The organism is Streptomyces sp. NPDC111802, from assembly GCF_055634335.1.
The window spans coordinates 209,716-231,487 of record NZ_JBVKCZ010000008.1 but is presented as its reverse complement, the minus strand read 5'-3'; the positions used below and the strand labels follow the sequence as shown (position 1 = coordinate 231,487).

Annotated in this window: 21 protein-coding genes and 2 pseudogenes; 15 read left to right on the top strand and 8 right to left on the bottom strand. The window is 71.5% G+C overall.

Annotated features, from left to right (window positions below):
• Positions 1-122: 122 nt before the first annotated feature.
• Entirely contained in the window at positions 123-2,243 is a 2,121-nt protein-coding gene (locus ACZ7NC_RS11500; protein WP_471487072.1) for a S9 family peptidase, read from the bottom strand.
• Positions 2,244-2,430: 187 nt separating this feature from the next.
• Between ACZ7NC_RS11500 and ACZ7NC_RS11495 the strand changes: the two genes are divergently transcribed.
• The 8 genes from ACZ7NC_RS11495 (at position 2,431) to ACZ7NC_RS11460 (ending at position 10,276) form a co-directional block, all read left to right on the top strand.
• The gene (locus ACZ7NC_RS11495; RefSeq protein WP_019755516.1) at positions 2,431-2,625 is read left to right on the top strand and encodes a hypothetical protein; all 195 of its coding nucleotides are present in this window, start codon (positions 2,431-2,433) and stop codon (positions 2,623-2,625) included.
• Positions 2,626-2,671: 46 nt separating this feature from the next.
• Positions 2,672-3,535 carry an N-acetyl-1-D-myo-inositol-2-amino-2-deoxy-alpha-D-glucopyranoside deacetylase gene (gene mshB, locus ACZ7NC_RS11490; protein WP_471487071.1) on the top strand — a complete coding sequence of 288 codons (864 nt, stop codon included), beginning with the start codon at positions 2,672-2,674 and terminating at the stop codon, positions 3,533-3,535.
• Positions 3,532-3,939 carry a DUF6113 family protein gene (locus tag ACZ7NC_RS11485; protein ID WP_471487069.1) on the top strand — a complete coding sequence of 136 codons (408 nt, stop codon included), beginning with the start codon at positions 3,532-3,534 and terminating at the stop codon, positions 3,937-3,939. The genes mshB and ACZ7NC_RS11485 overlap by 4 nt, the downstream gene beginning before the upstream one ends.
• Positions 3,940-4,098: 159 nt before the next feature.
• Entirely contained in the window at positions 4,099-6,588 is a 2,490-nt protein-coding gene (locus tag ACZ7NC_RS11480) for a hypothetical protein (RefSeq protein WP_471487067.1), read from the top strand.
• Between the two features lie 247 nt (positions 6,589-6,835).
• A complete protein-coding gene (locus ACZ7NC_RS11475) occupies positions 6,836-7,765 on the top strand; it encodes an ABC transporter ATP-binding protein (protein WP_471487065.1) in 930 nt (309 codons plus the stop codon).
• Positions 7,762-8,502, top strand: coding sequence for an ABC transporter permease (locus tag ACZ7NC_RS11470; protein ID WP_471487063.1), 741 nt, complete (start codon positions 7,762-7,764; stop codon positions 8,500-8,502). Before ACZ7NC_RS11475 ends, ACZ7NC_RS11470 begins: the two co-directional genes overlap by 4 nt.
• Complete coding sequence (locus ACZ7NC_RS11465; RefSeq protein WP_471487061.1) at positions 8,499-9,665, top strand: sensor histidine kinase; 1,167 nt, start codon at positions 8,499-8,501, stop codon at positions 9,663-9,665. Before ACZ7NC_RS11470 ends, ACZ7NC_RS11465 begins: the two co-directional genes overlap by 4 nt.
• The gene (locus ACZ7NC_RS11460) at positions 9,662-10,276 is read left to right on the top strand and encodes a response regulator (RefSeq protein ID WP_471487059.1); all 615 of its coding nucleotides are present in this window, start codon (positions 9,662-9,664) and stop codon (positions 10,274-10,276) included. Before ACZ7NC_RS11465 ends, ACZ7NC_RS11460 begins: the two co-directional genes overlap by 4 nt.
• A gap of 19 nt (positions 10,277-10,295) precedes the next feature.
• Here ACZ7NC_RS11460 and ACZ7NC_RS11455 read toward each other — a convergent pair whose 3' ends face one another.
• From ACZ7NC_RS11455 to ACZ7NC_RS11445, 3 genes and pseudogenes are all read right to left on the bottom strand, one after another.
• Positions 10,296-11,147 (bottom strand): transglutaminase family protein, encoded by an 852-nt coding sequence (locus ACZ7NC_RS11455; RefSeq protein WP_471487058.1) that lies wholly within the window; start codon positions 11,145-11,147, stop codon positions 10,296-10,298.
• Between the two features lie 39 nt (positions 11,148-11,186).
• A pseudogene (locus tag ACZ7NC_RS11450) lies at positions 11,187-11,705 on the bottom strand (GNAT family N-acetyltransferase); the annotation flags it as partial.
• Between the two features lie 222 nt (positions 11,706-11,927).
• Positions 11,928-12,413, bottom strand: a pseudogene (locus ACZ7NC_RS11445) (GNAT family N-acetyltransferase, cg3035/Rv0428c family); the annotation flags it as partial.
• A 140-nt stretch (positions 12,414-12,553) separates the two neighbouring features.
• Here ACZ7NC_RS11445 and fdxA point away from each other — a divergent pair.
• Both fdxA and ACZ7NC_RS11435 read left to right on the top strand, forming a co-directional pair.
• Positions 12,554-12,874: a ferredoxin gene (fdxA, locus tag ACZ7NC_RS11440; protein ID WP_007495984.1), complete on the top strand. Its 321-nt coding sequence runs from the start codon at positions 12,554-12,556 to the stop codon at positions 12,872-12,874.
• A gap of 110 nt (positions 12,875-12,984) precedes the next feature.
• Positions 12,985-14,079, top strand: coding sequence for a bifunctional succinyldiaminopimelate transaminase/glutamate-prephenate aminotransferase (locus ACZ7NC_RS11435; protein ID WP_471487056.1), 1,095 nt, complete (start codon positions 12,985-12,987; stop codon positions 14,077-14,079).
• Positions 14,080-14,211: 132 nt separating this feature from the next.
• On the opposite strand, the gene ACZ7NC_RS11430 is transcribed toward ACZ7NC_RS11435, so the two are convergent.
• Together ACZ7NC_RS11430 and ACZ7NC_RS11425 are read right to left on the bottom strand one after the other, a co-directional pair.
• Entirely contained in the window at positions 14,212-14,709 is a 498-nt protein-coding gene (locus ACZ7NC_RS11430; RefSeq protein ID WP_471487054.1) for an ATP-binding protein, read from the bottom strand.
• A gap of 373 nt (positions 14,710-15,082) precedes the next feature.
• Complete coding sequence (locus tag ACZ7NC_RS11425) at positions 15,083-16,063, bottom strand: VldE C-terminal domain-containing protein (RefSeq protein WP_471487052.1); 981 nt, start codon at positions 16,061-16,063, stop codon at positions 15,083-15,085.
• Between the two features lie 93 nt (positions 16,064-16,156).
• Here ACZ7NC_RS11425 and dapE point away from each other — a divergent pair, with 93 nt between their 5' ends.
• Entirely contained in the window at positions 16,157-17,236 is a 1,080-nt protein-coding gene (gene dapE, locus ACZ7NC_RS11420; RefSeq protein WP_471487050.1) for a succinyl-diaminopimelate desuccinylase, read from the top strand.
• A gap of 178 nt (positions 17,237-17,414) precedes the next feature.
• Complete coding sequence (locus tag ACZ7NC_RS11415; RefSeq protein ID WP_471487049.1) at positions 17,415-18,173, top strand: LOG family protein; 759 nt, start codon at positions 17,415-17,417, stop codon at positions 18,171-18,173.
• A gap of 189 nt (positions 18,174-18,362) precedes the next feature.
• Here ACZ7NC_RS11415 and folP read toward each other — a convergent pair whose 3' ends face one another.
• Positions 18,363-19,223: a dihydropteroate synthase gene (gene folP, locus ACZ7NC_RS11410; RefSeq protein WP_471487047.1), complete on the bottom strand. Its 861-nt coding sequence runs from the start codon at positions 19,221-19,223 to the stop codon at positions 18,363-18,365.
• A 145-nt stretch (positions 19,224-19,368) separates the two neighbouring features.
• Here folP and ACZ7NC_RS11405 point away from each other — a divergent pair, with 145 nt between their 5' ends.
• Positions 19,369-19,722, top strand: a complete 354-nt coding sequence (locus ACZ7NC_RS11405; RefSeq protein ID WP_471487175.1) for a DivIVA domain-containing protein — start codon at positions 19,369-19,371, stop codon at positions 19,720-19,722.
• On the top strand, positions 19,719-20,306 hold the full coding sequence (locus tag ACZ7NC_RS11400) for a DNA-3-methyladenine glycosylase I (RefSeq protein WP_471487045.1): 588 nt from the start codon (positions 19,719-19,721) through the stop codon (positions 20,304-20,306). Before ACZ7NC_RS11405 ends, ACZ7NC_RS11400 begins: the two co-directional genes overlap by 4 nt.
• Positions 20,307-20,395: 89 nt before the next feature.
• Here the strand turns inward: ACZ7NC_RS11400 and chcB are convergent, their stop codons facing one another.
• On the bottom strand, positions 20,396-21,199 hold the full coding sequence (chcB, locus tag ACZ7NC_RS11395) for a 2-cyclohexenylcarbonyl CoA isomerase (protein ID WP_471487043.1): 804 nt from the start codon (positions 21,197-21,199) through the stop codon (positions 20,396-20,398).
• 374 nt (positions 21,200-21,573) lie between these two features.
• On the opposite strand from chcB, the gene ACZ7NC_RS11390 reads away from it, so the two are divergent.
• Positions 21,574-21,741 carry a DUF3117 domain-containing protein gene (locus ACZ7NC_RS11390; protein ID WP_003966491.1) on the top strand — a complete coding sequence of 56 codons (168 nt, stop codon included), beginning with the start codon at positions 21,574-21,576 and terminating at the stop codon, positions 21,739-21,741.
• Positions 21,742-21,772 lie beyond the last annotated feature (31 nt).

Below are 21,772 nucleotides of genomic sequence, written 5' to 3'. Positions count from 1 at the left end.
CGCGTCAGTCTGAACAACGTACGGCCGTGCGGGTGCCGTTGACGGACCGGGGTGCGCCATGTCACCCCGGTCCGTTGCCCTTTCTTGCGCTTGAACCGGCGCCGCTCTCGAAGTGTTTCCGCTCAGCCCAGCTTGAGAGCGCGGCGCAGGAAGTCGAGCTGGAGGAGCAGCAGGTTCTCCGCGACCTCCTCCTGCGGAGTCATATGGGTCACCCCGGACAGCGGCAGCACCTCGTGCGGGCGGCCGGCGGCGAGCAGGGCCGAGGACAGGCGCAGGGAGTGGGCGACCACCACGTTGTCGTCCGCCAGCCCGTGGACGATCATCATCGGGCGGTGCGGCTCGGCCGGGTCCACCAGGCCGGCGTCGTCGATCAGCGAGTTGCGCCGGTAGACCTCCGGCTGCTCGTCGGGGTGGCCGACGTAGCGCTCCTGGTAGTGGGTGTCGTACAGGCGCAGATCGGTGACCGGGGCGCCGACCACCGCCGCGTGGAAGACGTCCGGGCGGCGCAGCACCGCGAGCCCGGCGAGATAGCCGCCGAAGGACCAGCCGCGGACGGCCACCCGGGTCAGATCGAGCGGGAACCGCTCGGCGAGCGCCTGGAGCGCGTCGACCTGGTCCTGCACCACGACGGCCGCGATGTCGTCCTTGACGGCCTTCTCCCAGGCGGGCGAGCGCCCCGGCGTACCGCGGCCGTCCGCGACGATCACCGCAAAACCCTGGTCGGCGAACCACTGCGAGGTGAGATGCGGATTGTGCGCGGCCACCACCCGCTGGCCGTGCGGGCCTCCGTAGGGATCCAGCAGAACCGGGAGCGGGGTGTCACCGGAGTAGTCCCGAGGCATAAGCACGGCGCACGGGATGCGGCGTGCGCCCCCTTCGGTGAGAGTCATGCGCGGGGTCAAACCGGGATCTTCGGCGTACGACCGGACCGTCGCCGTTCGCTTTCCGTCGTGGAGTACCTGGACCTCGGCCCCCGCGCGATCGGGCGTGTGGGACACCAGCACCGTCACGCCCCCGGCGCGCACCGCCGAGTGCACGCCGGGCTCCTGTGACACACGTTCCACGCCCAGCTCGTTCACCCGGTACACATGCACTTCGCCGATCTCGGGATCGGCCGCGGCCTCGCCCGCCGACGCCGAGATCAGTACGTCGTCCGATGTGACGTCCAGCACCGCGCGGACGTGCAACTGCGGCCCGGTCAGCGGGCGTTCGCCCACCGTGAGTACACGTGCGCCGCCCTCGTCGGCGATGCGCACAAGATGCCCGGAAGGGCTCCAGCAGGGCACCCCAGGGAAAAGATCCAGCCATTGTGGATCTTCGTCCGCGTGCACCATCCGGGTCGCCCCGCTCGCCGGGTCCACGGCCAGGAACAGCTGGCTGCGCTGGTCGCGCGCCTGTACGAGCAGCAGCGGCGCACCCGCCGCTGACCAGTGCACTCGCGCCAGATAGGGGTACCGGGCCCGATCCCAGGAGACCTCCGTGCGCACCCCGTCCAGACCGATCACGAACAGCCGTACGTCCGCGTTCGGCGTCCCCGCCGCCGGATACGCCACCCGCTGCGGCTCGCGCTCCGGGCGGGCCGGATCGGAGATCCACCACCGGCGCACCGGCGTGTCGTCCGCGCGCGCCACCAGCAGCAGGTCCGACTCCGGGCCCCACCAGAAGCCCCGGTAGCGCCCCATCTCCTCGGCCGCGATGAACTCCGCCAGTCCGTATGTGACGCCGTCCGACTCCGGCTCGGCGAGCGCACGGTCGCCCTCGCCCTCGGCGCCGACCGCACGCATGGCACCCTGCGCGACGTACGCGATGTGCCGTCCGTCGGGGGAGGGGCGCGGGTCGATCACCGGCCCGGGGACCGGGAGTTCACGTGCCGTGCCGGCTTGCAGCTCGGCCGTGAAAAGCCGCCCTGACAAGGCAAAAGACGCCAACTCCACAGCGCTGTCGGTGGCGTGGGCGACGATGCCGGCGCCGCCCTCACGGCTGCGCTCGCGCCGCGCCCGCTCCTCGGGCGAGAGGTCCTCCGAGGCGCCGCCCAGCAGGGCGCGCGGGTCGGCCGCCACGCGCTCCTCACCGCTCGCCGTGTCGAGCACCCACAGTGAACTCGCCGGATCCGCCCCGGAGGTGGAGCGCAGGAACACGACACGGGAACCGTCGGGCGCCACCGCGAACGCGCGTGGTGCGCCGAGGGTGAAGCGCTGGGTGCGGGCGTGGCGTCGGGGGAAGGACACAGGCTCGGTCGTCATGCCCTGACCATATTGGCCAGTGCGCCCCCTTGTGCGGCTGTGCGCCGATCGATGCGCACGGACGGATAGTTATGATCACAAGCGCATAGTGGGTATGAACCTGCTGGCTGCTGCATGGATTTATCTGCGATTTGTCTGCCCCCATAGTCCGACCCCCCGCGCCTGGGATTCTTGGAGGTGAGCCGCCGTGGCACTCTCGATTTCGGCGGTGGTGCTACTGGCGATCATCGTCTTCCTGCTGATCAAGAAATCAGGGCTGAAGGCCGGCCACGCGGTCGTCTGCATGCTCCTAGGTTTCTATCTGGCGTCCTCGACCGTCGCTCCCACCATCAGTGAGCTGACGACGAACATCGCGGGCATGATCGGCAGCATCAAGTTCTGAGCGACGCCGCGCGGTGTTGTCGGCGGTGCCTCGTAGGGTGGGGTCCATGACGGATCTGCCCGACCGGCGTCTCCTCCTGGTGCACGCGCACCCGGACGACGAGTCGATCAACAACGGCGCGACCATGGCCAAGTACGCGGCCGAGGGTGCCCGGGTGACCCTGGTCACCTGCACCCTCGGCGAGCACGGCGAGGTCATCCCCGCCGACCTCCAGCACCTGACCGGCACCGCCCTGGGCGAACACCGCCTGGGCGAGCTCACCGCCGCGATGCGCGAGCTCGGCGTCGAGGACTTCCGTCTCCTCGGCGGCAGAGGCCGTTACGAGGACTCGGGGATGATGGGCATCGCCGACAACGACGACCCGGCGAGCCTGTGGCAGGCGGACGTCGACGAGGCGGCCCGCGCGCTGGTCGAGGTGATCCGGGAGGTACGCCCCCAGGTCCTCGTCACCTACGACCCCGACGGGGGCTACGGCCACCCCGACCACATCCAGGCCCACCGCATCGCGATGCGCGCGGCCGAGCTGGCCGCGGACGCCGGGTGGGAGATCCCCAAGATCTACTGGAACCGCGTCCCGCGTACGGTCGCCGAGGACGCGTTCGCCCGGCTTCAGGTGGATCTGCCCGGACTGCCGTTCGCCAAGTCGGCCACCGTCGACGACGTGCCGGGTGTGGTCGACGACGAGCGCGTCACCACCGTGATCGACGGCACCGCGCACGCCGCCGCCAAGGCCGCCGCGATGCGGGCGCACGCCACCCAGATCGACGTGGCCGACCTGTACTTCGCGCTGTCCAACGAACTCGCGCAACCCCTCTTCACCACCGAGTACTACGAGTTGGTGCGCGGAGACAGACCGGACGGCACCGAATCCGACCTGTTCGCCGGTCTCGCGCCCGGGGAGGCGTCATGAGCTCGATGCTCGCCCAGCCGCTGAAGCTGAGGCGGCCCTCCGCGCCACGGGTCCTCGCCTATCTCGGGCTCTTCGTGCTCGGCGCGGCGGTCGGCTTGGCCGGGGCGCTGGTGCAGCCCGCGTGGTTCCCGGGCGGCCTGCTGCTCGCGCTCGCAGGCGAGGCCGGGCTCATGCTGGGGGCCGGCCGGGCCGTGGGCAGCCGGGCCGGGGCCGTCGCGCCCGCCGCCGGCTGGATGATCACCGTCATTCTGCTCACCGCCACCCGCCCCGAAGGCGACTTCGTCTTCGGCACGGCAGCCGCCTCCTATCTCTTCCTGCTCGGCGGCATGGCTGTCGCTGTGATCTGCGCCACCCTCGCACCAGTGCGGCAACCGGGTGGCGACCGCGTCCGACTTGGCAAGTGACGTACTACTTCTCCACGCCGCACACGTGCGAGTCCCGTGTGGGTTTCCCAGGCGGTCGTGGGATACGGGCCAGAAGTGGCCAGTATGGTGGTGCGCGCCGCCGAGCCGCCCACAGTGATGAGGTCGAACGGGCGGCGGAGCCAACCGGGAGAACATGCCTTGAGTCGTGAAACTGACACTCCGTCCTCCGGGCCCAACGGGCGCGGGGGTGCCGCATACCCCTCGGGCACGCCGCCGTACGGGACCCCCATGGCTTCCGACAGCGGCGCGGACGCGGGCCGTTCGGCCGCGCAGCCGGGGGAACGCAAGACCGAGACCACGCTGACGACCCGGATCCGGATCAACATCCCCGGATCACGGCCCATTCCGCCGGTCGTGGTGCGCAAGCCCGTCTCCGAGGCCGAGAGCGCCGGTGACAGCGTGGACACCGAGGCACCGGCCCCGGCCGGCGCCACGTCCACGGCCACCGGCATCGTCGAGTCCCCGGCCGAGCCTTCGGCGCAGGCCGAGGAGAAGACGAGCGACTGGTTCGCACCGCGCAAGTCCACGCCGGCCAAGGGCGGTCAGAGCGGTGCCTCCACCAACGGGGCAGGTCTGCCCGGCGCTTCGGGTCCCGCCGCGGGCGGTTCCGGCGGCGCGGGTGCCGGTGCCGGGCGGCCCGGTGGGGTCGTCGGCTCGATGAGTGTGCCCGGCGGTTCCCGCCCCGGGGGCGCGAACGGCGCCCGGCCCGACGGTGGCTCCCGTCCGGGCGGGGCGAAGGGCGCGGGGCTCCCCGGCGCGACCGGCGGTCCCGTGGCTCCGGGGCACGGCGGCGGCACCGGTTCCTTCGATGTGACCGAGGCGCTGGCCGCGGGCCCGCTGGGCGGCGGCAACGGCTCCCGCCCCGGCGGCGAGGTGCGCCGCGACGACCTGCCGTACTTCTCGGACAACGGGACCGGCGGCCAGGGCGGCCAGAGCGGGCAGAACGGATTCGGCGGCCAGAACGGTCCGAACGGCCCCGCAGGCTACGGCGCTCAGGGCGGCCCGCCCGGCTTCGACCCCGCCGCCGATTTCAACGCCCCGGGCGACTTCGGCGGCTCCAGCGACTTCAACGGCCCGAACGGCCGTGGCGGACGAGGCGGCCCCCAGGGCCCCACCGGCCCCACGACCGGCCCGGTCACCGGCGACGGCCCGGCGGTCCCGCCGGTCGCGGGCGGCGGCCCTGGCGGCATCGGTGGTCCCGGTGCCCCTGGTGGCCCCCCCGGTCGGGGCGGCCCGCGCGGTCCCGGCGCCTCCGGTGTGCCCGGCATCAACGTCGGCCCGAGCAGTCGGCCCAGCGGCCCGGGCGTGCCCGGCGGCGGCCCGAACGGCCCGAGCGGTCCCGCGGGCCCGGGTGTCCCCGGCAGCGGCCCGAACGGCCCCGCAGGCCCGAACGGCCCCGGTGCCGGGTTCCACACCCCCGGCCAGGGCCCCGGTGGCGGTCTCAGCGACGACACCGCGATCCTCACACCGCAGAAGCCGGCTCCCGAGCCCGGCTCCCCGAACTACGGCGTTGCCGACAACGTCTCCGGCCACACCGTCACCAGCGGCATCCCGGTCGTGCCCTCCGGCGCCCAGAGCGGCCCCTTCGGTCCCGGCGGCACCGACGCGCCCGGACCGCACACGCCCCCGAAGCTGCCCGAGCCGTCCTCGTCGACCTCCTCGGCCTCCCGCGCGCCCAAGAAGAAGAAGGGCCGCAACAAGCTTGCCCTGGTCGGCGGCGGCGTGGTCGTCCTCGCGGGCGGCCTCTACGGCGCGGGCCTGCTGATGAACCACACCGACGTGCCCAAGGGCACCACCGTGCTCGGCGTCGACATCGGCGGCGGCACCCGCGACGACGCGGTCAAGAAGCTCAACGACGCCTTCGACGAGCGGGTCAACAAGCCGCTGAAGCTGTCGGTGGGCGGCAGGACCGTGGAGCTGGAGCCGGACCAGGCGGGGCTCCAGTTCGACATGCAGCAGACGGTCAGCACGGCCGCGAGCAGCGACTACAACCCGATCTCGGTCATCGGCTCCCTGTTCGGCAACCACCGGGTCGTCGACCCGGTCATGCCCACCGACGAGGAGAAGCTGGCCGCCGCCCTGGAGGGCGCCTCCGGCGGCTCCGGCTCGGTCACCGAGGGCACGGTCACCTTCAAGTCCGGCAAGGCGGTCGCCGTGTACGGCAAGGCCGGCAAGGGCATCGACGCCGCCAAGTCGGCCACGGCGGTCGAGGAGGCGTACCGCACCCAGGTGGAGACGGGCGCGTCCTCCGCGGTGCAGGTCCCTACGACCACCCAGCAGCCGACGATCACGAACGCCGAGGTCGACCGGTTCATGAAGGAGTTCGCCGAACCGGCGATGGCCACCAAGGTCACGGTCCAGACGGATGCCGCGCACAGCATCCCGTTCGGCTCCCTGTCACTGCCGAAGATCCTCGGAGTCAAGGCCGTCGACGGCAAGCTCGTGGACACGTACGACCTCAAGGCGCTCAAGGAGGCGTACGGCACCACCTTCGACGGCGTGCAGATCAACGGCGCGAGCGGCAAGCGCGACGTCCTTCCGGAGGATGTCGCCTCCGCCCTGCGCAAGGCGCTGCGCGGCAAGACGGCGGCGGAGCGCACCGTCACCATCGACACCAACCCGAGCTAGGCGCTCCGCTGGAAGGGCCGCAATGCGTCGTCGTGCGTCTGCGGCGCCGTCGTGGCCGGTCGCGCCCACGCGGCGGAGCCGCATATCGACACAGCCCCGCGCCCCTTCAGGGCGTTGCCGAACCGCTCGGACCACAGGGCACCCGGCACTCGCCGGGTGCCCCCGGTCGTCGTATGACATCTGTCATCCGGCAGTCAGGACCGTCGACACTGCCAAGCTCCCGGGCCGCTCGGCCACCGTGGAGCGCATGACAACGACAGCGTTGAACACGGCGACCGCGGTGGTCGGATTCGACCGTGTGAGCAAGAGCTACGGGAGCGTACGGGCCGTCGACGGCCTCACGCTCACGCTGCACCCGGGGGAGACCGTGGCCCTGCTGGGCCCGAACGGGGCCGGCAAGTCCACCACGCTCGATCTGCTGCTCGGCCTCAAGCGCCCCGACAGCGGCACGGTCGGCGTCTTCGGCACCGAGCCGCGCGAGGCGATCGTCGCCGGACGGGTGGGCGCCATGCTGCAGAGCGGCGGGCTGATGGACGAGGTCACGGTCGCCGAGGTGGTCAGACTCGCCTGCGATCTGCATCCGCGGCCCTACCGCGTCTCCGACGTCCTGGCCCGCGCGGGCATCGCGCAGATAGCCGACCGCAAGGTCGACAAGCTCTCCGGCGGGCAGGCCCAGCGCGTCCGCTTCGCCCTCGCCACGGCCGGCGACAGCGATCTGATCGTCCTCGACGAGCCGACCACCGGCATGGACGTCAGCACCCGTCAGGCCTTCTGGGCCACCATGCGCGAACAAGCCGACCAGGGCCGTACGGTCCTGTTCGCCACGCACTACCTGGAGGAGGCCGACGCCATCGCCGACCGGGTGCTGGTCCTGCACCGGGGCCGGCTGCTGGCCGACGGCACGGCGGCCGAGATCAAGGCGAAGGCCGGCGCCCGCAGGATCTCCTTCGACCTGGCCGACGGCCCCGTGGACGAGACCGCGCTCAGGGGCCTGCCCTTCCTGACCTGGCTCGACGTCTCGGGCCGCACCGTGCGCATCCAGTCCGCCGACGCCGACGCCACTGTCCACGCCCTCTACGGCCTCGGCCTGTACCCCCGCAATCTCGAAGTCGCCGGGCTCGGCCTGGAGCAGGCGTTCGTCGCCATCACCGCCGCCGAGGAGGCACGCCGGTCATGAACGGTCTCATCAGGCTCGAACTCGCCCGCGCCCTGCGCAACCGCAAGTTCCTGTTCTTCTCGGTGGCCTACCCGGCCATCCTGTTCCTGCTGATCGCGGGCAGCGCCGACAGCACCACGAAGGTCGACGGCACCGGCCTGACCCTGCCGACGTACATGATGGTCTCGATGGCCTCCTTCGGCGCCCTGACGGCCGTCCTGATGGGCAACAGCGAGCGCATCGCGAAGGAGCGGGAGGGCGGCTGGGTACGGCAGCTCAGGCTGACCGCGCTGCCGGGCCGCGGGTATGTGCTGGCCAAGACCGCGAGCGCCGCCGTGGTCAGCCTGCCGTCGATCGTGGTCGTCTTCCTCGTCGCCGCCGCCGTGAAGGACGTACGCCTGGACGGCTGGCAGTGGCTCGCCCTCACCGGCGCGATCTGGGCCGGGAGCCTGGTCTTCGCCTCGCTCGGGGTGGCGATCGGGTACCTGGCGAGCGGGGACGCGGTCCGGCCGATCACGATGATCATCTACTTCGGTCTGTCCATCCTCGGCGGCCTGTGGATGCCCACGACGTCCTTCCCCGGCTGGCTGCAGGACATCGCCAAGTGGGTGCCCACGCACGCGTACGCTGCCCTGGGGCAGGCCATCGAGCAGAGCCAGGCTCCCGACGCCAAGGACCTCGTCGTCCTCGTCGTCTCCTTCGCCCTGTTCACGGGCGGCGCGGCCTGGCTGTACCGGAAGGACACGTTGAAGGCGTGAGCGGCACAGGCGTCGGGATCGGACAGCGCCCGGAGAATCGCAAGCAACGCTTCGTCAAGCTCCTGTGGACCGGTATCTGGCTGGTGTACCTGAGCGCACCGGCCAACGACCTGCTGCACGGCGGCCACAGCACCGGCGTGCGGATCCTCGGCTGGATCGGCCTCGCCGCGTTCGTCACCTGGTACATGCTGCTGCTCTTCCGCACCGGCCGCGGCGAACGCAACGACGTCGTGCTCGCCTCGCTCGGCGTCCTCGCGGCCCAGTCCACGGTCCTCGCCCTCACCCTGGGCCGGGAGTGGCTGGTGCTGTTCGTGTACGTCTCGATCGCGTCCGGCGCGGCCCTGCCGCTGCGCATGGCCCGCTGGACGATCCCGGGCGCGTCCGCGCTGATGACCGTCATCGCGTTCGCGACCCCGGGCGGCAAGGCCTTCCTGGCCGGGCTGCTGATCCCGGCGCTGCTCGGCGGCTTCGCCATGACCGGCGTACGGGAGCTCATCCGCACCACGATCGCGCTGCGCGAGGCCCGCGCCACGGTCGCCCAACTCGCCGCCAACGAGGAGCGCCTGCGCCTGGCGCGTGATCTGCACGACCTGCTCGGCCACTCCCTGTCCCTGATCACCATCAAGAGCGAACTCGCCGGCCGTATGCTCCCCGACCACCCCGACAAGGCGGCCCAGCAGGTCGCCGACATCGAGCAGGTCAGCCGCCAGGCCCTGGTCGACGTGCGGGAGGCCGTCTCCGGCTACCGCCGACCGCGCCTGGCCGCGGAACTGGCGGGCGCCAAGGTCGCCCTGACGGCGGCCGGAGTTATGGCCGAACTCCCGCCCGAGCCCGACCTCACGGACATCCCCGAGCACAGCGAGACGGCCCTCGCCTGGGCCCTGCGCGAGGCGGTCACCAACGTCGTACGGCACAGCGGCGCCCGGCGCTGCACGGTGGAGCTCCTGCACCGCCAGACCCTCGACGGCCCCGTCCTCGAACTCTCCGTCGAGGACGACGGCTCGGGAGACCGGGGCAGCGGGCCCGGCCACGGTCTGACGGGCCTGACGGAACGCCTGACGAAGGCCGGCGGCACCCTGGAGGCGGGCGGGACCCGGCACGGCTTCCGGCTGACCGCCCGCGTGCCGGCCGCGGCCAAGGCGCACGTAGGATCCGCGACATGAGCCCCACGATCAAGGTCCTGCTCGCCGAGGACCAGTCGATGGTCCGCGAGGCCCTGGCCGCCCTGCTCGGCCTGGAGGACGACATCGAGGTCGTGGTCCAGGTGGCCCGCGGCGACGAGGTGCTGGCGGCGGCCCGCGAGCACGACGTGGACGTGGCGCTCCTGGACATCGAGATGCCGGGCGCGACGGGCATAGAGGCGGCGGCGCTTGTGCACTCGGAGCTGCCGGCCGTGAAGCTGGTCGTCCTCACGACCTTCGGCCGCCCCGGTTACCTCCGCAGCGCGATGGAGTCCGGCGCCGACGCCTTCCTGGTCAAGGACGCCCCCGCGGCCCAACTCGCCGAGGCGGTACGGAAAGTACTGGCGGGGGAGCGGGTCATCGACCCGACACTGGCGGCGGCGGCCCTGGCGGAGGGCGCCAACCCGCTGACCGACCGCGAGCGGGAGGTCCTGCGAGCAGCGGAGGACGGCTCGACGAACGCCGAGCTGGCGGTGGCCCTGCACCTGTCCCAGGGCACGGTCCGCAACTACCTGTCGACGGCGATTCAGAAGCTGGCGGTACGGAACCGGGCGGAGGCGGTGCGGATGGCGAGGGAGAAGGGCTGGCTGTAGAAACGCCGGTCAGGGCGAACTAGTTCAACATCGCCCGAGCCGCCTGAGCCTGCCCCCGCACCCGTTCCGCCGCCCCCTCGTCCACCGCACTGATCAACTCCGCGTACTCCTCCAACTCCACGGCCCCCTCGACGAAGTCACCCCGCTGCACCAGCAACTGCGCCCGGTCGAACCGCAACCGAGCCGGATGCCTCGGCAGCGACAGCGACAACTCCACCGCCCACAACGCCACATCAGTCCGCTCGGGCCGGGTGGCCGCCCACGCCCGGATGTTGTTGAGAATCCGCAGCACCACGTCCAACGGATCCGCCGGCGTCAGCATCGACGGCTGCAGCGGCGCCCCCGTGGCCCCGGCCACCAGCAACTCCGCATCGCTCCCGGTCAACACCCGCCCTCCGTCGAACGGATCGGCGAGCACCTGATCGTCGGCCGGCCCGAACCCCACCACGAAATGACCGGGCAGAGCGACCCCGTACACCGGCGCCCCCGCTCGTCGAGCCACCTCCAGCCACACCACCGACAGCAGAATCGGCAGCCCCCTGCGCCGCACCAGCACCTGATGCAGCAACGACGACTCCAGCCGCTGATAGTCCGCGGCGGAGCCGCGAAACCCGTACCGCTCCCCGAGCAGCTCCCGCAGCGCGATCGCCCACGCCCTGGGCCCGCCGGGCCGGAACGGCAGCTGTCCCGCCAGGTCGTCCAGCTCCACCTGAGCGCAGTCCATGCCCGACTCGTCCAGCGTGCCGTCGGCCTCGGCTCCCACCAGCAGACACAGCGTGGCCAGGTCGGGCCGCTCGGAGCGCGCCTCCTCGGCGAACCGCTGCCGTAGCTCGGCGGAACGCTCGGGGGGCGGGGGGTAGAGGGGACGCATAGCTGGCTCGTGCCCTTTCACGGCGATCGGTACCGCGGCTCACAGTGATCGATCGGGGTGGCGATAGTGGTGGTACGCGTGATGCGCGGCGAACCCCATCCCGGCGTACAGCCCCCGCGCGCCCTCGTTGTCCGTCTCGACCTGGAGCCACGCCGCCGACGCCCCCTCGTCGAGGGCCCGCCGGGCCAGCGCCGCCATCACCCGGGTGGCCAGCCCCTGCCGCCGTAGCTCCGGATCCACCTCCACTGCGGCGAACCCGGCCCACCGCCCGTCCACGACACACCGCCCGATCGCGGCGGGCGCGCCACCTCCCGCACCGGGGATCGTCGCGAACCACACCGACGGCCCGCTGCCGAGGACCTTCAGAGCCACCTCGCTCACCCCCTTGCGCTGGTAACGCGTAAGCCAAGCCTCGTCCGCCTCCCGGGACAGCACCACTCCGGCGCCCTCGTCCCGGTCGGCGACCGGCGCGAGCGCCCCGGTCCACAGCTCGGCGGAGACCTCCCGCACCCACCCCAGCCGCTCCAGCTCCGCGCACAGCAGCTCCTGTGTGCCCTGAGGGCCTGTCCGGCGGATCATGTCGGCGTCGCGGGGCCTGGCACGCACATCTGCGGCGTTGTCGTCGGTCGCCGACTCCCCCACTCTCGACTTCGCTCGAGCGGGGGGACCCCCATCGCGTCGACTCCCTCCTCCGCCTTGCAGCTGCACGCACCAGGCCCCGCTCGGGTCGGCTGGAAGGCGCTGTTGCCCTGAGCCGACCTGATCCGCCGGACAGGCCCTCGCCCCGGTCGCGGTCTGGACGTACGCGGGGAGCCCACGGTCGCCGTACCAGCGTCGTACGACATCGAGCGCGGCGGGCAGCGGCATGCCGGGGTCGCCGAGGGGCAGGGCCGAGTTGGCGCGGCGGGTGAACCCGGAGGCGGCCCGCAGCTCCCACTCGCCGAGCCGCTCGCTCTCCACCGGCCGCCACGCGCGCGTGGAGACGTGTGCGAGCTCCTCGTACGAGGCGGCGGGGCCGCGGCGCCGGGCCGGGGCGGCGGGCACCACCTTGCCCGCGACCAGCGACGATTCCGGGATACGGACGGTCTCGCCACTCTTCTGTGTGATCAGGAGCACACCGTCGTTCCAGGATGCGAGAACACCCACCGTGTCGGTGAACTTCTCACCCTCTCGCGCAGGATCGTTCAGCCGGCGTACGGAGACCCGTTTACCCACGTCAGCAGCGGTGACACGGACCTCAAGGCGCCCTGTCGCAAAGATTTCCACAGGTCGGTTCACCCCTCCTGTTCGGATCATGCCCAAGAACGGAGATACTAGGGGCGGGCATCGACGACGCCGCGCTCCCGCGCGCCAGGCGGCGGAGCCTGTGGAGGCCCGCCAGCGCCCTATCGAGGAGGAACGACAGCGTGACCTACGTCATCGCGCAGCCTTGTGTCGACGTCAAGGACAAGGCGTGCATCGAGGAGTGCCCGGTCGACTGCATCTACGAGGGCCAGCGGTCCTTGTACATCCACCCGGACGAATGCGTCGACTGCGGTGCCTGTGAGCCGGTCTGCCCGGTCGAGGCGATCTTCTACGAGGACGACACTCCGGAGGAGTGGAAGGACTACTACAAGGCGAACGTCGAGTTCTTCGACGAGCTCGGCTCGCCCGGTGGCGCCAGCAAGCTGGGTCTGATCGAGCGCGACCACCCGTTCGTCGCCGCGCTGCCGCCGCAGGCCGAGTAATCCCCACCGGCGCCCCGCACAGCGTGCCGCCTCGGTCCCGTACGGCCTGATCGCCGTCCGGGACCGGGGCGTTGCCGTATCCGGCAGTACCAGAAAGTGAGCCAGATCCCGTGTCCGCAGTCTCCGACCGCCTTCCGACCTTCCCCTGGGACAAGCTGGAGCCGTACAAGGAGACGGCCGCCGCGCACCCGGGCGGCATCGTCGACCTGTCTGTCGGCACGCCGGTCGACCCGGTTCCCGAGCTGATCCAGAAGGCCCTGATCGACGCGGCGGACTCCCCGGGCTATCCGACGGTCTGGGGCACCCCGGCGCTGCGCGACGCGATCACGGGCTGGGTGGAACGCCGCCTGGGCGCCCGCGAGGTCACCCACCGGCACGTCCTGCCGATCGTCGGCTCCAAGGAACTGGTCGCCTGGCTCCCCACCCAGCTGGGCCTCGGCCCCGGCGACAAGGTGGCCTACCCGCGCCTGGCGTACCCCACCTACGAGGTGGGAGCCCGCCTCGCCCGCGCCGACTACGAGGTCTACGACGACCCGACGGAGCTGGACCCGCGGGGCCTGAAGCTGCTGTGGCTGAACTCCCCGTCGAACCCGACGGGCAAGGTGCTGGCGAAGGGCGAGCTGACGAGGATCGTCGCCTGGGCCCGGTCGCACGGCGTGCTGCTCTTCTCCGACGAGTGCTACCTGGAGCTGGGCTGGGAGGCCGACCCGGTCTCGGTCCTGCACCCGGATGTGAACGGCGGCTCGTACGAGGGCATCGTCGCGGTGCACAGCCTGTCCAAGCGCTCGAACCTGGCCGGCTACCGCGCCGCGTTCCTCGCCGGCGACCCCGCGGTCCTGGCTCCCCTGCTGGAGATCCGCAAGCACGGCGGCATGATGACCTCGGCGCCGACCCAGGCGGCGGTCATCGCGGCCCTCGGCGACGACGAACACGTCCGCGTCCAGCGCGACCGCTACGCCGCCCGTCGCAAGGTCCTGCGCGAGGCCCTGGAGACCCACGGCTTCCGCATCGAACACAGCGAGGCCAGCCTGTACCTCTGGGTGACCCGGGAGGAGTCCTGCTGGACCACGATCGGCCACCTGGCCGACCTGGGCATCCTGGCAGCGCCGGGCGACTTCTACGGCGAGGCGGGCGCCCGGCACGTACGGGTGGCGCTCACGGCGTCGGACGAGCGGGTGAGGGCGGCCGTCGAGCGCCTGGCGTAGCCGCCGCCACTGCTGTGCCCCGGCCGCCCGCCCGGCGGACGCGGTGATCCGATCCGGACGCACGCAAAGCCGATGGGGTTCAGGGAAAACCCTGAACCCCATCGGCGTCGAAAGCCAGCCGCAAGCCGAGCGTCAGCTGACGGGAAGCCCCTGCACCGGCAGCGACCCGGTCGACGGCAGGCCGCCCTGCGTGGCGGTCCCGGCCGCGTCACCGAGGACGGCCCCGACCGAACCGGCCACGCCACCCGCGGTCTCCTGCGCCGCGGCGGCACGCTCCTTCGCGACCTTGCCGCCGGTCTTCGTCACCTTGCCACCGGCCTTGGCGGCGGTCGGCACCGCCTTCTTCGCGGCCTTGCCACCGGTCTTGGTCACCTTGTCGCCGGTCTTCGTGGCGGTCGGCAGCGCCTTGTCGACCGCCGTGTCGACGGCGCCACCGGCGATCCCGCTGGCGTTCTGAGCCGCGCCGTCGACGACACTCGTGCCGTCCAGGGCGGTGAGCCCGCCGACCTTGGAGGCGTCGGGCAGTTCGGGGGCCGCGCTGGCGGAGCCGGCCGCACCGACCCCGGCAGCCGCTCCCGCAGCGACGATGAGCGCGGCACGGGCGATCCGGCGGGTCAGGGGGAGGGACATGATGCTCCTTCGACGGGTATGTCGGATGAGAAAAATGAAGTGTCCGACCGTGCCCGGCAGTTGACCGCTGAGGGCGGCGACTGACGGTGGACCGACTGGCTGTTGATCTCCGGGCTCGGACGCAGTGACTACCGCTCGAAGCCCGCGAAGGTTGCGGCGTCCCAATGTAAAGAGTTGGCAATGCGTCGCATTATCGCCTGCGGATAAAAACGGGCAAAGCGCTTTCCGCCCGAAAGCCCGCGGAATCCTTACAGCCCTTTGTTTTCAAGGGCTTTGACGGATTCAAGGGTGACCGCGCGAAAACCTGCCCATGCGGTCGCCGGACGACACCTCGGGTAACCCGCGAGGATGAGTCGTCGAACTGCTGGGCGTACTACGGAGTCGTCACGATACGGACCGAACTCGCGCCGCTCCCGGCCTGCGAGGCGCCCGGCGCGGTGATCGCACGCCACTTGCTGTCGGTGTTCCCGGCGGTCCACTCCCGCCCGGCGTACGACACCCGCTTGATGTGCAGCTCGGAAGCGTTGGCCACGGCCCAGTGGGCCAACTGCCACCCGCGCTCACGCGCACTGCGCCCGGCGGCGGAGTCCGCGCCCGCGGGCACCCGCAGTACGACGGTCCGCTCGTCCTTCTTGATCACGGACGGTGTCGGTGAGGGCGTCGCCTTCTCGCCGCTCACCTCCGCGGCGGTCGGCTGCAGCGCGTCCCGCCCGAAGTCCCGCAGCAGCGCGGCCCGTACGGAGTCGGCGTCGCCCGCGGTACGGGTGGCCCCGGGGCGCCCCTCGCAGGTCAGGGTGGCCGCCGAACGTCCGGTGAGGGCGGCGGCGAGCAGTGTCGCGTCCGGCTCGTGCTTGGCGTAGGCCTCCGGAAATCCGCTGCGCTGGACGCGCTGTGCGGCGACGGTGAGCGGCAACCCTGTGTAGTCGGGGACCTTGACCAGATGCTCGTAGAAGATGCCCGCCGCGTAGGTCGGGTCGAGGATCTCCTCCTCGGTGCCCCAGCCCATCGAGGGCCGCTGCTGGAACAGGCCCAGCGAGTCGCGGTCGCCATGGGTGATGTTGCGCAGCCCCGACTCCTGGAGCGCGGTGGCGAGCGCGATCGTCACGGCCCGCTCGGGCAGCCCGCGGCCGGTGCCGACGGCGGCGATCGTCGCCGCGTTCACCGCCTGCTCCGGCGTGAACTCGTATCTCGCCGGATCACCCTTGCCCGAGACGACCTCGCAGCCCGGCGTCCCCGCCCCTCCGGTGACGTACTGCACCGCGAGATATCCCGCGACGGCGAGCAGGACCACGAATGCCGCCCCGCGACGCAGGAGGCGGCCACGACGTTTGCGAGAAGGGGACGACTCTGGCACGCCCTACAAGGTAGCCGAGGCTACTGAGGGGTACGGGCTCTGTGGGGAAAGTGTGCCCACGGCCCCTCGGCGCGGCGGGTTAGGGTCGGCGGCATGGCCGACACCTCCCTTGACCTCACCCTCGACGCCGCGCAGCTCACCGCGCAGCTCGTCGACTTCCCCTCCGTCAGCGGCACCGAACAGCCCCTCGCGGACGCCATCGAGACCGCCCTGCGCGCCCTGCCGCACCTGACGGTCGAGCGGTACGGCAACAACGTCGTGGCGCGGACGAGCCTGGGGCGGCCGGAGCGGGTGATCCTCGCCGGTCACATCGACACGGTGCCGATCGCGGACAACGTCCCGTCGAGGCTGGACGAGGACGGTGTCCTGTGGGGCTGCGGCACCTGCGACATGAAGTCCGGGGTGGCGGTCCAGCTCCGCATCGCCGCGACGGTCCCGGCCCCGAACCGCGACCTCACCTTCGTCTTCTACGACAACGAGGAGGTTACCGCCGACCTCAACGGCCTCAAGCACGTCGCGGAGCAGCGTCCCGAGTGGCTGGAGGGCGACTTCGCGGTGCTGCTGGAGCCGTCGGACGGCGAGGTGGAGGGCGGCTGCCAGGGCACGCTCCGGGTGCTGCTGAAGACCAAGGGGGAGCGCGCCCACTCCGCGCGCTCCTGGATGGGCTCGAACGCGATCCACGCGGCGTCGCCGATCCTGGCGAGGCTGGCGTCGTACGAGCCGCGCTACCCCGTGATCGACGGCCTGGAGTACCGGGAGGGCCTGAACGCGGTGGGCATCTCGGGCGGTGTGGCGGGCAACGTCATCCCCGACGAGTGCGTCGTGACGGTCAACTTCCGCTATGCCCCGGACCGCACCGAGGAGGAGGCGATCGCGCACGTCCGCGAGGTCTTCGCCGACTGCGGCGTCGAGGAGTTCGTGATCGATGACCACAGCGGCGGCGCGCTTCCGGGCCTCTCGCACCCGGCGGCAGCGGCGTTCATGGAGGCGGTCGGCGGCACCCCGCGCCCCAAGTACGGCTGGACGGACGTCTCCCGCTTCTCCTCCCTCGGCATCCCGGCGGTGAACTACGGCCCCGGTAACCCGCACTTGGCGCACAAGCGGGACGAAAGGGTGGAAACGGTCAAGGTCCTCGCGGGGGAGGAGCGGCTGAGGGCGTGGCTCACGGCGTAGCGCCGCGGGCTCCTTCTCGCGCTTTCGAGGACCGCCTTTCGAGGATCGCCTTTCGAGGATCGCGGTGAGGGCGCTTCATGGCAGACATGCCCGCGTCCCTCGTCCGTAACCCGCGTGGATCTACGCTGAGGTGGATAGACCTGCAAGACCCGCAGGCCCCGCAGTGGAGGGAGCGCACATGGCTACCGGTAACCCCGAGGGGAAGAAGCAGCCGCCGTCGGAGCAGCGTCTGGGACCGGTTCTGAGGAGGCGGGACCAGGTGACGGCGAGTACGACCGACCAGCGACTGCTGGACGCGGGCGGTCCCTCCGACTGGGTCCACACGGACCCCTGGCGCGTCCTGCGCATCCAGTCGGAGTTCATCGAGGGCTTCGGCACGCTCGCCGAACTCCCGGCGGCGATCAGCGTGTTCGGCTCGGCGCGCACAGCGGTCGACTCCCCCGAGTACGAGGCCGGAGTACGCCTCGGCCGAGGGCTGGTCGAGGCGGGGTTCGCGGTGATCACCGGCGGTGGCCCCGGCGCCATGGAGGCGGCGAACAAGGGTGCCTGCGAGGCGAAGGGCATCTCGGTCGGCCTCGGCATCGAGCTGCCCTTCGAGCAGGGGCTCAACCCGTACGTCGACATCGGCCTGAACTTCCGGTACTTCTTCGTCCGCAAGATGATGTTCGTCAAGTACGCCCAGGGCTTCGTGGTCCTGCCCGGCGGCCTCGGCACCCTCGACGAACTCTTCGAGGCCCTCACGCTGGTCCAGACCCAGAAGGTCACCCGCTTCCCGATCGTCCTGTTCGGCAGCGAGTACTGGGGCGGCCTGGTCGACTGGCTGAGAAACACGCTGGTGGCCCAGGGCAAGGCGGCGGAGAAGGACCTGATGCTCTTCCACGTCACGGACGATGTGGACGAGGCGGTGGCCCTGGTGTCGAAGGAGGCGGGGCGCTAGCACGCGGCTTGGGCCGGGGGCGGCGGGGTCCAGAGGGCTCCGCCCCCTGGACCCCGGTCTCTCAAGCGGCATTTCAGCCCGTCCGTCGTTTGAGGACGAGGCCCCTTCAGGGCCGACAGCGGGGGTCCGGGGGGGCGGCAGCCCCCAGGGATGGGACGGGTAGGGGCGGCGGGGGCGAGGAAAAGGGCTCTACGCCAACCCCCGCCGAGCCACCGCCGGCGGCCGATGCCCCGCGATCGACGCCACCATGTCCAGCACCTGCCGCGTCTCCGCCACCTCATGCACCCGATACACCTGCGCCCCCAACCACGCCGACACCGCAGTCGTGGCCAACGTCCCCACCACCCGCTCCTTCAGCGGCCGGTCCAGCGTCTCCCCGACAAAGTCCTTGTTGGACAGCGACACCAACACCGGCCACCCCGTCTCCACCATCTCCCCGAGCCGCCGAGTCGCCTCAAGACTGTGCCGTGTGCTCTTCCCGAAGTCATGCCCCGGATCGATCATGATCGACTCCCGAGGCACCCCCAGCGCCGCCGCCCGCTCGGCCAGCCCCACGGTCACCCGCAGAATGTCCGCCATGACGTCGTCGTACGTCACCCGATGCGGCCGGGTCCGAGGCTCCGCACCCCCGGCATGCGTACACACCAGCCCCACCCCGTACCGAGCGGCGACCTCCGCCAGCCCCGGATCCACCCCACCCCACGCGTCGTTCAGCAGATCCGCCCCCGCCTCGCACACCGCCGCACCCACCTCGGCCCGCCAGGTGTCCACGCTGATCACGACATCGGGAAACCGCCGCCGCACCTCGGCCACGAACCCGACCGTCCGCCGTGCCTCCTCCTCGGCGGTCACCTCTTCCCCCGGCCCGGCCTTGACCCCGCCGATGTCGACGATGGCCGCCCCCTCCGCCACCGCCTGCTCCACGCGCGCGAGGGCCGGCTCGTCGCGGAACGTCGCCCCTTGGTCGTAGAAGGAGTCCGGGGTCCGGTTCACGATCGCCATGATCACCGGCTCGTGCGCGTCGAATTCGCGCGTTCCCAGCCTGAGCATCCCCTGTGACCTCTCCTAGTACGTCCTGGCAAGACCTCGGCCTTCGGCCGCCTGCGACCCTAACTGTCAGAGTCGCATGGCACGATCGGACACTGAGACACTCGACCGCACGCATCAACCGACCGTGGGGGCCACAGCGATGGTCATGTTCCTGTTCCTGGTCGTCGCGCTGGCCGTCGTGGTCGCCGCGGTGACACTCGCCGTGGTGGGCGGCGGCGAGGGCGACGGCCCGCTGCCCGAGGCCGCGCCAGAGCGCCTTCACGACCCGCTGCCGCCGGACCGCCCCGTCGACCGCGCCGACATCGAGACCCTCCGCTTCCCGCTCGCCGCCCGCGGCTACCGCATGGCCGACGTCGACGACGCCCTCAGCCGCCTCGGCGCCGAGCTCGCCGAGCGTGACGCCCGTATCGCCGACCTGGAATCCGCGCTGTCCGGAGCGCAGGCAACGGCCGGCGGCCATGTGTCCATGGACAAGCCCGCTCAGGAGGACCAGCAATGAGCGACGGCTCGGCCATCGCGGGTCCGGACGGCGCCCTGCGCTGCCCGTGGGCCCTGTCCACCCCGGACTATGTGACCTACCACGACGAGGAGTGGGGCCGCCCGGTCCACGGCGACGAGGCGCTGTACGAACGCCTCAGCCTGGAGGCCTTCCAGTCCGGCCTGTCCTGGATCACGATCCTGCGCCGCCGCGAGGGCTTCCGCGCCGCCTTCGCCGAGTTCAAGATCGCGAAGGTCGCCGCCTTCACCGACGACGACCGCGACCGCCTCCTCGCCGACCCGGGGATCATCCGCAACCGAGCCAAGATCGACGCGACTCTCGCCAACGCGCGCGTGCTGGCCGACTGGACCCCGGGCGAGCTGGACGACCTGATCTGGTCCCACGCCCCGGATCCCGTCACCCGCCCGGTCCCGAAGACCTTGGCGGACGTCCCGGCGGTCACCCCGGAATCGACGGCCCTGTCCAAAGCCCTCAAGAAGCGGGGCCTGCGATTCGTCGGACCCACGACGGCCTACGCCCTGATGCAGGCGTGCGGTCTGGTCGACGATCACTTGCAGGTGTGCGTCGCCAGGAGCGCCCCTTAAGGGGCGCGGGACTGTATCGATCTGCGGCTCCGCCGCGGGGCGCGATCAACGACCGTGAACCCGCGGCCCTCGGTGCGACCGCCCCGAGCTCATCGGCCCAGATACTTCGGCTTCTCCTTGTTGACGAAGGCCTGCACAGCGATCGCATGATCCTCGGACGACCCCGCCCGAGTCTGCAGCTCGTCCTCCTTCTCCAAGGTCTCCTCAAGAGAGTGCGACAGCCCGTACGCCACCGCCTCCTTGATCGCCCCGTACGCCACCGTCGGCCCCTCGGCCAACGCCCGCGCCACCTTCTCCGCCTCGGCCCGCAGTTCCGCGCCCGGCACCAGCCGGTTCGCGATCCCCAGCTCGTACGCCTCCTGCGCCTTGATGTTCCTCGGGAAGAGCAGCAGGTCAGCGGCACGCCCGGGGCCCACCACCCGCGGCAGTGTCCACGAGATCCCGGAGTCCGCGGTCAGCGCCACCCCGGCGAACGACGTGTTGAAGGCCGCCGTGTCCGCCACCACCCGGTAGTCCGCGGCCAGCGCGAACCCGAAGCCGGCCCCGGCCGCGACCCCGTTCACCCCCGCCACCACCGGCTTCGCCATCCCGGCCAGCGCCCGCACGATCGGGTTGTAGTGCTCCCGCACCGTGCTCATGGTCTGCCCCGACCCGGTCTCCCGGTCGGCGGTCAGCAGCCCGATGTGCTCCTTCAGGTCCTGCCCCACGCAGAACGCCCGCTCCCCGGCCGCCGTCAGCAGCACGGCCCGTACGGCGTCGTCCCCCGCCGCGGCCTGGACCGCGTCCCGCAGGGCGACCTTGGACGCGATGTTCAGCGCGTTCATCGCCTCGGGGCGGTTCAGCGTGATCGTCGCGAGACCGTCGCTCACCTCGTAGAGCACGGTGTCGGCCATGGCGTATCCCCTCCGGTGTTCGCGGCTAGGGCGTACCGGTCGGTACGCGCCTGTCTGAGGACAGCATGGCGGAGATCACGGACAACGGCCCTGACCGGACGTGTGACCTGCGTCAAAGAATTCGCGACCGATTCCGTTCGGCCGAAGTGTGTGCGGTGGCGCAGTATCGCAGTCACATCGCCGAATTGAGTGGTTTTGCTCGCGTGCGTTGCCCAAGCGATGCCGACTGATGTTGGTCATCGGGTCCTGAGATGCGGGATAATGGCTTGGAAGCAATGTGTTCGATGCCGGTGTCGCGGGTCATGCCAGACGCGCGTGCCCTCCATGGGGCCGTCGGCTTTGACTATGAGCTGGTTTCAGGAAGGGGAACGAGCATGGCGGCCATGAAGCCGCGGACGGGCGATGGCCCGCTCGAGGTGACCAAGGAGGGGCGGGGCATCGTCATGCGCGTTCCGCTCGAAGGCGGCGGTCGGCTCGTCGTCGAGCTGACCCCTGACGAGGCCGACGCGCTCGGCGACGCCCTCAAGAAGGTCGTCGGCTGACGCGGCAGCGACCCTACCTTTTCGGCGGCCC